Source organism: Rubrivivax albus, from assembly GCF_004016515.1.
GTDB classification, from domain to species: Bacteria; Pseudomonadota; Gammaproteobacteria; order Burkholderiales; family Burkholderiaceae_C; genus Rubrivivax; species Rubrivivax albus.
This window is the reverse complement of the sequence record NZ_SACT01000010.1, coordinates 149,977-161,827: the sequence shown is the minus strand read 5'-3', so window position 1 is coordinate 161,827 and position 11,851 is coordinate 149,977. Positions and strand designations below refer to the sequence as shown.

The window sequence follows — 11,851 nt, the reverse complement described above, 5'->3', positions numbered from 1 at the left end:
CCAACGACAACGGAGACGAGATCCCATGGCATTGGTGGAAATCAAGGTCCCGGACATCGGGGACTTCAAGGAAGTGGCCGTCATCGAGCTGCTGGTCAAGCCCGGCGACACGGTGCAGGCCGAGCAGAGCCTGATCACGGTGGAGAGCGACAAGGCGTCGATGGAGATCCCGTCGTCCCACGCCGGCACGGTGAAGGAACTGCGCGTGGCGTTGGGCGACAAGGTGGGCGAGGGCAGTGTGGTGCTGATGCTCGAGACCGCCGACGCCGGCACCGCACCGGCGGCGCCGGCGGCCCCCGCGGCTCAACCTGCACCTGCGCCGGCGCCTGCAGCGACCGTTGCTACACCCGCCGCCGCTGGCGGCAGCGTCGAGGTCCGCGTGCCCGACATTGGCGACTTCAAGGAGGTGGCCGTCATCGAGGTGATGGTCAAGCCGGGCGACACCGTCAAGGCCGAACAGAGCCTGATCACGGTGGAAAGCGACAAGGCGTCGATGGAGATCCCGTCTTCGCACGCCGGCGTGGTGAAGGAACTGAAGGTTGCGCTGGGCGACAAGGTCGGCGAAGGTTCGGTGATCCTGGTGCTGGAAGCGTCTGGTGGCTCGGCGGCCGCTGCAGCGCCCGTGGCCGCGCCGGCCTCAGCGCCTGCCGCACCTGCCGCGGCTGCCCCGGCGCCTGCGCTGCAGGCAACCGCCCCGGCAGCCGCGGCGCCCGCGGTCGCCACCCCCGCCGGCAAGCTGCCGCACGCGTCACCTTCGGTGCGCCGCTTCGCCCGTGAACTCGGCGTGCCGCTGGCCGACGTGGCCGGCAGCGGGCCCAAGGGCCGCATCACGCAGGAGGACGTGCAGCGCTACGTCAAGGGCGTGATCGCCGGCGCGGCGCAGAAGTCCGCGGCCGCCGCGCCAGCTGCGGCGGGCGGTGCCTTTCCCGGCCTGCTGCCCTGGCCGCAGGTGGACTTCGCCAAGTTCGGCCCCGTCGAGCGCAAGGAGCTCAGCCGCATCAAGAAGATCAGCGGCGCCAACCTGCACCGCAACTGGGTCGTGATCCCGCACGTCACCAACCACGACGATGCCGACATCACGGAACTGGAAGCCTTCCGCGTCCAGCTCAACAAGGAGAACGAGAAGAGCGGCATCAAGGTCACGATGCTGGCCTTCATGATCAAGGCCGCGGTGGCGGCGCTGAAGAAGTTCCCGGAGTTCAACGCCAGCCTCGACGGCGACGCGCTGGTGCTCAAGAACTACTTCCACATCGGCTTTGCCGCCGACACGCCCAACGGTCTGGTGGTGCCGGTGATCAAGGACGCCGACAGGAAGGGCATCCTGCAGATCAGCCAGGAGATGAGCGAGCTGGCCAAGAAGGCGCGCGACGGCAAGCTGGGCCCGGCCGACATGAGCGGCGGCTGCTTCAGCATCAGCAGCCTGGGCGGCATCGGCGGGCGGTACTTCACGCCCATCATCAATGCGCCCGAGGTGGCCATCATGGGCGTGTGCCGCAGCACGATCGAGCCGCGCTGGGACGCGAATCTGAATGGAGGTGCCTTCGCGCCGCGCCTGATCCTGCCGCTGAGCCTGAGCTGGGACCACCGCGTGATCGACGGCGCGGCTGCGGCCCGCTTCAACGTGTACTTCGCGCAGCTGCTGGCGGACTTCCGCCGCATCGCGCTGTGAAGCGGAGGAGCACGGCATGAGCATGGTCGACATCAAGGTGCCCGACATCGGCGACTTCAAGGAAGTGGCCATCATCGAGTTGCTGGTCAAACCCGGCGACACCGTCAAGGCCGAGCAGAGCCTGATCACCGTTGAGAGCGACAAGGCGTCGATGGAGATCCCGTCTTCGCACGCCGGCGTGGTGAAGGAACTCAAGGTGGCGCTGGGCGACAAGGTCAGCGAAGGCTCGGTGATCCTGGTGCTGGAGGCCGCAGACGCGGCGGCAGCCGCTTCGTCACCAGCGCCGGCACCTGCCTCGGCAGTGCCGGCGCCCGCACCGGCCGTGGTGGCGCCGGCCACAGCATCCCACGCGGGTGGTGCGGATCTGGAGTGCGACATGCTCGTGCTCGGCGCCGGCCCCGGGGGGTACTCCGCCGCCTTCCGCGCCGCCGACCTCGGCATGAAGGTCGTGCTGGTCGAGCGCTACGCCAGCCTGGGTGGCGTGTGCCTGAACGTGGGCTGCATCCCCAGCAAGGCGCTGCTGCACGTGGCCGCGGTGATGGACGAGGTCAAGCACTTTGCCGACCTGGGCGTCACCTTCGCCGAGCCACAGGTGGACCTGGGCAAGCTGCTTGCGCACAAGAACAAGGTGGTGGGCAAGCTCACCGGCGGCCTGGCGGCGATGGCCAAGATGCGCAAGGTCACGGTGGTGCGCGGCTACGGCAGTTTCCTCGACCCGCACCACGTGCATGTCGAGGAGACCACCGGCGACGGCCAGGACAAGACCGGCGGCAAGAAGACGATCCGGTTCGCGAACTGCATCATCGCCGCCGGCTCGCAGGCCGTGCGCCTGCCGTTTCTGCCGGACGACCCGCGCATCGTCGACAGCACCGGTGCGCTGCAGCTGCGCCAGGCACCGAAGAAGATGCTGGTCATCGGCGGCGGCATCATCGGCCTGGAGATGGGCACCGTCTACAGCACGCTGGGCGCGCGCCTGGACGTGGTGGAGATGCTCGACGGCCTGATGCAGGGCGCCGACCGCGACCTGGTCAAGGTCTGGCAGAAGATGAACGCCCACCGCTTCGACAACATCATGCTGAAGACCAAGACCGTGGCGGCGCAAGCCGCGGCCGACGGCATCCGTGTGATGTTCGAGGGCCTGGACGGCACGAAGAGCGAAGGCGTCTACGACCTGGTGCTGCAGGCCGTGGGCCGCAGCCCCAACGGCCGCAAGATCGGCGCCGACAAGGCCGGTGTCGCCGTCAGCGACCGCGGCTTCATCCCGGTGGATGCGCAGATGCGTACCAACGTGCCGCACATCTACGCCATCGGCGACATCGTCGGCCAGCCCATGCTGGCGCACAAGGCGGTGCACGAGGCGCACGTGGCGGCGGAAGTGGCCGCGGGGCAGAAGTCGGCCTTCGACGCGCGCGTGATCCCCAGCGTGGCCTACACCGACCCCGAAGTGGCCTGGGTGGGCCTGACCGAGGACGAGGCCAAGGCCAAGGGCGTGAAGGTCAAGAAGGGCCTGTTCCCGTGGACGGCCAGCGGCCGCGCCATCGCCAACGGGCGCGACGAGGGCTTCACCAAGCTGCTCTTCGACGAGGAGACGCACCGCATCGTCGGCGGTGGCATCGTTGGCACTCACGCGGGCGACATGATCGGCGAGATCGCCCTGGCCATCGAGATGGGCGCCGACGCGGTGGACATCGGCAAGACCATCCACCCGCACCCGACGCTGGGCGAGAGCATCGGCATGGCCGCGGAAGTGGCTCACGGCAGCTGCACCGACCTGCCACCGGCGCGCCGCTAGCGGCCGCGCGCCGCCGCCCCCGTGCGGCGGCGGCGCATGACCTTGGTCAGGTCGGGGGTGCGGCATCGGCTTTAGGCTGGAGCCATGAGCAGGACCGTCCTCACCTTGAGCCGCCGCGCCCGCCAGCAGGCGCTGTCGATCGCACTGGGCCTGGCGCTGGGGCCTGCCCTGGCCGCGGGCCCGGCGGGTGGCCCGTTCCCCGACGCCCAGGCCAGCGACCCCGCGAAGCTGGGCTGGATGGTCGGCGCGCCGCCGCCGCCGGACCGCGTCATCCGCTTCGACGACGGTTCGTACTGGGCCTTCCCGGCCATGCGCTGGACGGTGTCGAACTTCCGCCAGCTCATGCCCACGGTGAACGTCTCCCGCGGCCTGGGCCCGGTGGCCGCCTTGCCAAGCGCCCTGCGCGACGACCTCGACGCGGTGCGCTTCACGCCGCTGAACAGCGACCGGCCGATGACCTGGCGTGAGTCGCTGGACGCCAATTACACCGACGGCATCGTCGTGCTGCACCGGGGCCGCATCGTCTACGAGCGCTACTTCGGCGTGCTCAAGCCAGAGGGGCAGCACGGGGCGATGTCGGTCACCAAGACCTTCGTCGGCACCCTGGCGGCCATGCTGGTGGCCGAAGGCGTGCTGGAGGCCGGCCAGCGCGTGGACCACTACGTGCCCGAGCTCGCCGCTTCCGCCTTCGGCAATGCCACCGTGCGTCAGGTCATGGACATGACCACCGGCATCAAGTTCAGCGAGAACTACGCCGATCCGAACGCCGAGGTCTGGGCCCATGGTGCCGCGGGCAACCCGCTGCCCAAGCCCAAGGACTACACCGGCCCGCGCAGCTACTACGAGTTCCTGCAGACCGTGAAGCCCGAGGGTGTGCACGGCGAGGCCTTCCACTACCGCACCGCCAACACCGACGCGCTGGGCTGGATCCTGGCGCGGGTGACGGGCAAGTCAGTGGCGCAGCTGCTGTCCGAGCGCATCTGGAGCCCCATGGGCGCCGAGCAGGACGCCTACATGTCGGTGGACTCCATCGGCATGCCGTTCGCCGGCGGCGGGCTGAGCACCGGGTTGCGGGACCTGGCACGCTTCGGCGAGATGATCCGCAACAACGGGGTGTTCAACGGTCGGCAGATCGTGCCGGCGATCGCCGTGGGTGACATCCGCCGTGGCGGCAGCACGGCCGATTTCGCCAAGGCCGGCTACGCGCAGCTGCCGGGCTGGAGCTACCGCAGCATGTGGTGGGTCACGCACAACGCCCACGGCGCCTTCGCGGCGCGCGGCGTGCACGGGCAGACCGTGTACGTCGACCCGAAGGCGGAGATGGTGATCGCGCGCTTTGCGTCGCATCCGGTGGCGGGCAATGCCGCCATCGACCCGACCTCGCTGCCGGCATACCACGCGCTGGCCCGGCATCTGCTGGCCGCGCCCCGCTGAGACGCCACATCGCGGCGCGAGGGCGCTTCTCGGAGGCGCGCTGGCGCCCGCCCCCGCCGTGCAGGTCTACCGGGCGATCTTGCGCTCGACCTTCGCCACGACCCCGGACCGGAACGTGATCACGGTCAGGGTCTGGGCATCGCCGTAGCCGGGGAAGTAGGTCCAGGCCTTCTCTTCCGGGTGCCCCTGCTCCGCGCGGATCATGTTTTCATGGTCCGGCTTGCCGATCTTGAAGAGCACTTCGCCTTCGGGCATGCCCTGGCGGATGAACTTGCGCTCCTTGGCGTCGGCGGCCAGCGTCGACGTGGCTGCCATGGCCAATGTGACGAAGGCAAGGGTGGTCAGCCTCATGTCATGCCCTGCTGGTCGTCGGTAGGGGGTGAGGGGCGGGGCCGTTCCGCCCCGCCCGGTCGCAGCGTCTGGCGCGATGGAACGCGCCGGGACTCAGGCCTTCTTCGCGTAGGCGCTGCACCAGCCCTTGTTGGCCACTTCCTTGCCCGGGAACAGGGCGCACTTGCCGGCCGGGGCGGCGCCGCCCTGGTACAGCGCGCAGTTGCCACAGTGCTGGCCGGCAGCGAACTGCTTGTACTTGGTCTTGTCGGCCTTGGCGGCATCGGCCACGTAGCCCAGCGCCTTGGCCTGGGCGTCGTTCTCGTCGACCATGGCGGCCTGGGCGCTGCCGGCGGACGCCAGCAGCGCGGCAGCGCCGGCAACGGGGATGATCTGAATGAACTGGCGACGGCTGGTCATGATTGAACTCCTGTGGGTTGTAGTCGCTTCAATGGGGGCGGGCTCCAGAGACCGCCGCGGCGTCTCAACGTGCGACCTGCGGCGGCGGAAGACAGACGATCACAGATTTCTTCGCGAGATGCGGTGAACAAGAAGCGTTCTTGATCAAGCGGGCGGAGGACGGCAGGGATGCCGAGCACGGTCAGGCGACGTCACCGACATGCACGCCGAAGGCGCCGCTGCGCCGGTCGGCAAAGTAGTGCTCCAGGGTCTGGCGCACTGTCCGGAAGGCAATCTGGTCCCAGGGGATTTCGTTCTCTCGGAACAGCTGCGCTTCCAGCGTCTCCGGCCCGGGGTCGAGCCGCGTGTCCAGCATGCGTGCGCGGTAGAACAGATGCACCTGCCCGGCGCGCACCACGTTGAGCATGGTGAACAGGCCCTCGAGTTCGACCCGGGCGCCGGCTTCCTCGTCGGTCTCGCGCAGTGCGCCTTCGGCCGTGGTCTCGCCCAATTCCATGAAGCCGGCGGGCAGCGTCCACAGGCCGTGTCGGGGCTCGATGGCGCGGCGGCACAGCAGCACCTGGTCGCCCCACACCGGCACCGTGCCGACCACGTTGATCGGGTTCTCGTAGTGGATCTCGCCGCAGGTGCCGCAGATGGCGCGTTCGCGGTTGTCGTCGGCCGGCACACGGTAGGCGGTGGACGCGCCGCAGGCGCGGCAGTGCTGGATGCGGCGGGGCGCGAACATGTGGTCAGTGTAGCGGCGTGGCATCATCCTCCGCTGACCACGGAGACCCCTGATGAGCCTCGTCTTCCCTGCGCCCGCGCCCGTGACCCTGCCGGTGGCCGGCGGCGGTAGCTACCCAGTGCATCGCATTTACTGCGTGGGCCGCAACTATGCCGAGCATGCCCAGGAGATGGGCTTCTCCGGCCGTGAGCCGCCGTTCTTCTTCATGAAGCCCAATGACGCCCTGGTGCCGGTGGCCGAGGGCGAGACCGGCAGCATTGCCTACCCGTCGCTCACGTCCAACCTGCACCACGAGGTGGAGCTGGTCGTCGCGCTCGGCCCGGGCGCGCGCATCTTCGGCTACGCCCTCGGCCTGGACATGACCCGGCGCGACCTGCAGGGCGAGATGAAGAAACAGGGCCGGCCCTGGGAGATCGGCAAGGCCTTCGAGCAGTCGGCGCCGATCGGCCCCATCGTGCCCATCGCCTCCACCGGCGAGCTCAATGCGGGGGCCATCACGCTCGATGTCAACGGCCAGCGCCGCCAGACCGGTGACCTGAAGGACCTGATCTGGAACGTGGCCGAAACGCTGGAGAAGCTGGCCGACGCCTGGACGCTGCAGGCCGGCGACCTGATCTTCACCGGCACCCCGGCCGGCGTGGGTGCGGTGGCGCGCGGCGATGTGATGCAGGCCCATATCGACGGGTTGCCGGCACTGAAGGTGCGCGTGGCCTGACGGAGACCGGCGCCATGGAGCTCTACAACTACTTCCGCAGTTCCGCGTCGTACCGTGTGCGCATCGGCCTGGCCCTCAAGGGCCTGGCGTACGACTACAAGCCAGTGCACCTGCCGAAGAACGAGCAGACCGGCGAGTCCTACATGGCGGTGTCGGCCTCGCGCCTGGTGCCGCTGCTGAAGGACGGCGACACCGTGCTGACGCAGTCGCTGGCCATCCTGGAGTATCTGGACGAGACCCACCCCGAGCCCCCGCTGCTGCCGGCTGACCCGGTGGCGCGTGCCCGCGTGCGTGCCATCGCGATGGACATCGCCTGCGAGATCCACCCGCTGAACAACCTGCGGGTGCTGCGCTATCTGGTCGGGCCGATGAAGCTGTCGGAGGACGACAAGAACCGCTGGTACCGCCACTGGGTGGAGACCGGGCTGGAGGTCGTGGAACGCCAATTGGCCGCCCGGCCTGGCACCTACTGCCATGGCGACACACCGACGCTGGCCGACGTCTGCCTGGTGCCGCAGATCTTCAACGCCCAGCGCTTCGACTGCCGGCTGGACCACGTGCCCCACGTGATGCGGGTCTTCGAGGCCTGCATGAAGCTCGACGCCTTCGAGCAGACGCGCCCCGAGCGCTGCCCCGACGCCGCGTGATCGTTCCCGACTGGCCGGCCCCGGTGGGCGCGTGCTGCAGCACGCGCGACGGCGGCGTGAGCCCGGGACCGTACGCTTCGCTGAACCTGGGTGTGGCCGTGGGCGATGACGCCGTGGCCGTGGCGGAGAACCGCCGCCGATTCGCGGCCACCCTGGGGGGTGCTCAGCCCCTTTGGCTGCGCCAGGTGCACGGTGTGCGCGTGGTCAAGGCCGACGCGGCCGCGCTGGCCGGGCCGACCCCTGACGCCGACGCCGCCTGGACCGACCAGCCCGGGGTGGCCTGCGTGGTACAGGTGGCCGACTGCCTGCCCGTGCTGCTGGCGCATCCGGATGGCCGGGGCGTGGCGGCAGCCCATGCCGGCTGGCGTGGCCTGGCCGGCGGCGTGCTGGACGTGGCGGTGCAGGCGCTGTGCAACGGCACCGGGGCCGATCCCCACGATCTGCTGGCCTGGCTGGGCCCATGCATCGGCCCGCATACGTTCGAGGTGGGGGCGGATGTGCGTGACGCGTTCGCCGACGATGCCGCGTTGCTGCGCTACACGCCGCGCGCCGACGGCGACCCGCGTTGGCATGCCGACCTCGCCGGGCTGGCCCGCGCCCGCCTGCAGCGGCTGGGGCTCACCCGCGTGCACGGCGGCACGTGGTGCACCGTCAGCGACCCGTCACGCTTCTTTTCGTACCGCCGGGACGGCGTCACCGGCCGGCTCGCCGCTGCCATCTGGCGGCGCCCCTGAGCCATTCGCTGCGGCCGGGGCGGCCGCCTGGGCCGCTGTCGCGGCGTCCTGCGCTTCGGCGGCCAGCCGCCGCCGGCGCCGGTGTGGCGCGCCCAGGATGTAGAGCAGCAAGGCGAGCGGCCCCACACCGTAGAGCAGCAGCGTCACCACGGCGCCGAGCACGGTGCCCTGGGGTGAGATGGCTTCCGCCACGGCCATCATCAGCACCACGTAAATCCAGGCAATCGCGACCAGGTACATCTCGACAGGTGAGTTGGAGTTTCATAAAATGGAATTGACCGTCAACACGTGGTAAGCGATGCGGCGTACAACGTGATGCTGGTCACGACCCGCCCACCCAGAGGAGACAAGCCTTGAGCACCCAGCGTAACGCCCGCGCGCGTCCGCGCCCCACCGCCGCCAAGAAAGCCCCGCAGAGCGCCAAGGCTGCCCCCGCCGCCCGCCCGGCCGCCGCGGCGGCGCCCGTGGGTGCGCCCGGCCCGATGGCGGGCGATGCAGCGGGCGCCTTCGGTGCGGCGTTCTCGGACATGTTCGGCCGGCTGCAGGGCCTGACGCTGCCGCAGGAGCAGGTGGCCGGCTTGCAGGGCGAGTACCTCAAGAGCATCGGCCAGATCTGGAACGACACCCTGCAGCGCCTGCAGCAGGGCGAGTCCAAGCCCCTGCCGGACCGCCGCTTCGCCGCCCAGCCCTGGCTGCAGAACCCGGCGGCGGCCTACACGGCGCAGATGTACCTGCTCAACGCGCGCACGCTGATGCAGATGGCCGAGTCGGTGCAGGGCGACGCCAAGACCAAGGCCCGCATCCGCTTTGCGGTGCAGCAATGGGTGGACGCCACCAGCCCCAGCAACTTCCTGGCCTTCAACCCCGAGGCGCTGGCCAAGGCCGTGGAGACCAAGGGCGAGAGCATCGCCACCGGCGTCAAGCAGCTGATGGAGGACCTGGGCAAGGGCCATGTCTCGCAGACCGACGAATCGGTGTTCGAGGTCGGCCGCAACGTGGCCACCACCGAAGGTGCCGTGGTCTTCGAGAACGAGCTGTTCCAGCTCATCGAGTACAAGCCGCTGACGGCCCAGGTGCATGCGCGGCCGATGCTGTTCGTGCCGCCGTGCATCAACAAGTACTACATCCTCGACCTGCAGCCGGAGAACTCCGTCATCCGCTACACGGTGGAGCAGGGGCACCGGGTCTTCGTGGTCAGCTGGCGCAACCCGGACGACAGCCTGAAGGACAAGACCTGGGACGACTACATCGAGCAGGGTCCCATCCGCGCCATCGAGGTCGTGCGCCAGATCAGCGGTGCCGAGACCATCAATACGCTGGGCTTTTGCGTGGGCGGCACCATTCTGTCCACCGCGCTGGCCGTGCTGGCCGCCCGCGGCGAGCAACCGGCCGAGAGCGTGACGCTGCTGACCACGCTGCTGGACTTCAGCGACACCGGCATCCTCGACATCTTCGTCGACGAGGCCTCGGTGCAGCTGCGCGAGATGACCATCGGTGCGCAGGCACCGGCCGGCCCTGGGCTGCTCAAGGGCCAGGAACTGGCCACCACCTTCAGCTTCCTGCGCCCGAACGACCTGGTCTGGAACTACGTGGTCGGCAACTACCTCAAGGGCGAGACGCCACCGCCATTCGACCTGCTGTACTGGAACGGCGACAGCACCAACCTGCCCGGGCCCATGTACTGCTGGTACCTGCGCCACATGTACCTGCAGAACGACCTGAAGAAGCCGGGCAAGCTCACGGTCTGCGGCGAGCCGGTGGACCTGCGGTCCATCGAGGCCCCGTTCTTCGTCTACGGCAGTCGCGAGGACCACATCGTGCCCTGGAAGGCGGCCTACGCTTCCACCCAGATCCTCCAGGGACCGACGCAGTTCGTGCTCGGCGCCAGCGGCCACATCGCCGGCGTCATCAACCCGCCGGCCAAGGGCAAGCGCAGCTATTGGACGAACACCAAGCTGCCGGCCAAGGCCGATGACTGGTTCGCCGGTGCCACCGAGCATCCCGGCAGCTGGTGGACAGCCTGGGCCGACTGGCTCAAGCCGCACGGCGGCAAGCGCATCGCCGCGCCCAAGACCTACGGCAGCCGTGCGCACAAGGCCATCGAGCCGGCGCCCGGCCGCTACGTCAAGGCCAAGGCCTGACCGGAACCCACAGGAGACCCGATCCCATGTCCGACATCGTCATCGTCGCCGCCGCCCGCACCGCCGTCGGCAAGTTCGGCGGCTCGCTCGCCAAGACCCCCGCGGCCGACCTCGGCGCGGCCGTGATCCGTGAACTGCTGGTGCGCGCGAAGCTCGACGGTGCGCAGGTGGGTGAGGTCATCCTCGGCCAGGTGCTGCAGGCCGGCTGCGGCCAGAACCCGGCGCGCCAGGCGGTCATCAAGTCCGGCCTGCCCAACGCCGTGCCCGCGATGACGATCAACAAGGTCTGTGGCTCCGGCCTGAAGGCCGTGATGCTGGCCGCCCAGGCCATCCGCGACGGCGACAGCGAGATCGTGATCGCCGGCGGCCAGGAGAGCATGAGCATGAGCCCGCACGTGCTTCAGGGCAGCCGCGACGGCCAGCGCATGGGCGACTGGAAGATGATCGATTCGATGATCACCGACGGCCTGTGGGACGTCTACAACCAGTACCACATGGGCATCACGGCGGAGAACGTCGCGAAGCAGTTCGGCATCACGCGCGAGCAGCAGGACGCGCTGGCGCTGGCCAGCCAGCAGAAGGCCGCCGCGGCCCAGGATGCCGGCCGGTTCAAGGACGAGATCGTCCCGTTCTCGATCCCGCAGCGCAAGGGTGACCCCGTCGTCTTCGACGCCGACGAGTTCATCAACCGCAAGACCAACGCCGATGCGCTGGCCGGCCTGCGCCCGGCCTTCGACAAGGCCGGCAGCGTCACCGCCGGCAACGCCAGCGGCCTGAACGACGGTGCGGCCGGCGTGGTGGTCATGGCCGCCAAGACGGCCGAACGCCTGGGCCTGACCCCGATGGCGCGCATCGCCAGCTACGCCAGCGCCGGTCTGGACCCTGCCACCATGGGCATGGGCCCGGTGCCCGCCAGCCAGCGTGCGCTGCAGCGCGCCGGCTGGAAGGCGGCCGACCTGGACCTGCTGGAGATCAACGAGGCCTTCGCGGCCCAGGCCTGCGCTGTGCACCAGCAGATGGGCTGGGACACGAGCAAGGTCAACGTCAACGGTGGCGCCATCGCCATCGGCCACCCCATCGGCGCCAGCGGCTGCCGCATCCTGGTCACCCTGCTGCACGAGATGGTCAAGCGCGATGCCAAGAAGGGCATCGCGAGCCTGTGCATTGGGGGTGGCATGGGTGTGGCGTTGACCGTCGAGCGCTAGAGTCGGATCACATCAACCGGATTTAACTGGAGGAAGA

The 11,851-nt window shown here is 69.4% G+C and carries 12 protein-coding genes; 8 read left to right on the top strand and 4 right to left on the bottom strand.

Going from position 1 to position 11,851, the window contains the following annotated elements; translation table 11 throughout:
- Nucleotides 1–25 precede the first annotated feature (25 nt).
- The 3 genes from aceF to ENE75_RS22605 all read left to right on the top strand — a co-directional run bounded on the left by aceF (nt 26) and on the right by ENE75_RS22605 (nt 4,895).
- Nucleotides 26–1,669 carry a dihydrolipoyllysine-residue acetyltransferase gene (aceF, locus tag ENE75_RS22615; RefSeq protein WP_128200952.1) on the top strand — a complete coding sequence of 548 codons (1,644 nt, stop codon included), beginning with the start codon at nt 26–28 and terminating at the stop codon, nt 1,667–1,669.
- Between the two features lie 16 nt (nt 1,670–1,685).
- Nucleotides 1,686–3,461, top strand: coding sequence for a dihydrolipoyl dehydrogenase (gene lpdA, locus ENE75_RS22610; protein WP_128200950.1), 1,776 nt, complete (start codon nt 1,686–1,688; stop codon nt 3,459–3,461).
- A 237-nt stretch (nt 3,462–3,698) separates the two neighbouring features.
- The gene (locus ENE75_RS22605; protein ID WP_233259231.1) at nt 3,699–4,895 is read left to right on the top strand and encodes a serine hydrolase domain-containing protein; all 1,197 of its coding nucleotides are present in this window, start codon (nt 3,699–3,701) and stop codon (nt 4,893–4,895) included.
- 66 nt (nt 4,896–4,961) lie between these two features.
- On the opposite strand, the gene ENE75_RS22600 is transcribed toward ENE75_RS22605, so the two are convergent.
- The 3 genes from ENE75_RS22600 to ENE75_RS22590 form a co-directional block, all read right to left on the bottom strand.
- Entirely contained in the window at nt 4,962–5,246 is a 285-nt protein-coding gene (locus tag ENE75_RS22600) for a hypothetical protein (RefSeq protein ID WP_128200947.1), read from the bottom strand.
- A gap of 93 nt (nt 5,247–5,339) precedes the next feature.
- Nucleotides 5,340–5,645: a high-potential iron-sulfur protein gene (locus ENE75_RS22595; protein ID WP_128200945.1), complete on the bottom strand. Its 306-nt coding sequence runs from the start codon at nt 5,643–5,645 to the stop codon at nt 5,340–5,342.
- 181 nt (nt 5,646–5,826) lie between these two features.
- On the bottom strand, nt 5,827–6,372 hold the full coding sequence (locus ENE75_RS22590; protein ID WP_128200943.1) for an NUDIX hydrolase: 546 nt from the start codon (nt 6,370–6,372) through the stop codon (nt 5,827–5,829).
- 52 nt (nt 6,373–6,424) lie between these two features.
- On the opposite strand from ENE75_RS22590, the gene ENE75_RS22585 reads away from it, so the two are divergent.
- From ENE75_RS22585 to pgeF, 3 genes are read left to right on the top strand one after another with little or no spacing between them, the layout of a single operon-like run.
- Complete coding sequence (locus ENE75_RS22585) at nt 6,425–7,087, top strand: fumarylacetoacetate hydrolase family protein (RefSeq protein ID WP_128200941.1); 663 nt, start codon at nt 6,425–6,427, stop codon at nt 7,085–7,087.
- A 14-nt stretch (nt 7,088–7,101) separates the two neighbouring features.
- Nucleotides 7,102–7,734 (top strand): maleylacetoacetate isomerase, encoded by a 633-nt coding sequence (gene maiA, locus ENE75_RS22580; RefSeq protein WP_128200939.1) that lies wholly within the window; start codon nt 7,102–7,104, stop codon nt 7,732–7,734.
- Nucleotides 7,731–8,468, top strand: a complete 738-nt coding sequence (pgeF, locus tag ENE75_RS22575; RefSeq protein WP_128200937.1) for a peptidoglycan editing factor PgeF — start codon at nt 7,731–7,733, stop codon at nt 8,466–8,468. The genes maiA and pgeF overlap by 4 nt, the downstream gene beginning before the upstream one ends.
- Here pgeF and ENE75_RS22570 read toward each other — a convergent pair.
- Nucleotides 8,397–8,708: a hypothetical protein gene (locus ENE75_RS22570; protein ID WP_128200935.1), complete on the bottom strand. Its 312-nt coding sequence runs from the start codon at nt 8,706–8,708 to the stop codon at nt 8,397–8,399. The genes pgeF and ENE75_RS22570 overlap by 72 nt on opposite strands.
- A 242-nt stretch (nt 8,709–8,950) precedes the next feature.
- On the opposite strand from ENE75_RS22570, the gene ENE75_RS22565 reads away from it, so the two are divergent.
- A complete protein-coding gene (locus ENE75_RS22565; RefSeq protein ID WP_128201113.1) occupies nt 8,951–10,609 on the top strand; it encodes a PHA/PHB synthase family protein in 1,659 nt (552 codons plus the stop codon).
- A 26-nt stretch (nt 10,610–10,635) separates the two neighbouring features.
- Nucleotides 10,636–11,814 carry an acetyl-CoA C-acetyltransferase gene (locus ENE75_RS22560; RefSeq protein WP_128200933.1) on the top strand — a complete coding sequence of 393 codons (1,179 nt, stop codon included), beginning with the start codon at nt 10,636–10,638 and terminating at the stop codon, nt 11,812–11,814.
- Nucleotides 11,815–11,851 lie beyond the last annotated feature (37 nt).

Coding starts and splice junctions, on each gene's coding strand:
- ENE75_RS22570 (WP_128200935.1), bottom strand. CDS start 8,708: ATGTACCTGGTCGCGATTGCCTGGATTTACGTGGTGCTGATGATGGCC.
- aceF (WP_128200952.1), top strand. CDS start 26: ATGGCATTGGTGGAAATCAAGGTCCCGGACATCGGGGACTTCAAGGAA.
- maiA (WP_128200939.1), top strand. CDS start 7,102: ATGGAGCTCTACAACTACTTCCGCAGTTCCGCGTCGTACCGTGTGCGC.
- ENE75_RS22600 (WP_128200947.1), bottom strand. CDS start 5,246: ATGAGGCTGACCACCCTTGCCTTCGTCACATTGGCCATGGCAGCCACG.
- ENE75_RS22605 (WP_233259231.1), top strand. CDS start 3,699: ATGGTCGGCGCGCCGCCGCCGCCGGACCGCGTCATCCGCTTCGACGAC.
- lpdA (WP_128200950.1), top strand. CDS start 1,686: ATGAGCATGGTCGACATCAAGGTGCCCGACATCGGCGACTTCAAGGAA.
- ENE75_RS22560 (WP_128200933.1), top strand. CDS start 10,636: ATGTCCGACATCGTCATCGTCGCCGCCGCCCGCACCGCCGTCGGCAAG.
- ENE75_RS22595 (WP_128200945.1), bottom strand. CDS start 5,645: ATGACCAGCCGTCGCCAGTTCATTCAGATCATCCCCGTTGCCGGCGCT.
- ENE75_RS22585 (WP_128200941.1), top strand. CDS start 6,425: ATGAGCCTCGTCTTCCCTGCGCCCGCGCCCGTGACCCTGCCGGTGGCC.
- ENE75_RS22565 (WP_128201113.1), top strand. CDS start 8,951: ATGGCGGGCGATGCAGCGGGCGCCTTCGGTGCGGCGTTCTCGGACATG.
- ENE75_RS22590 (WP_128200943.1), bottom strand. CDS start 6,372: ATGTTCGCGCCCCGCCGCATCCAGCACTGCCGCGCCTGCGGCGCGTCC.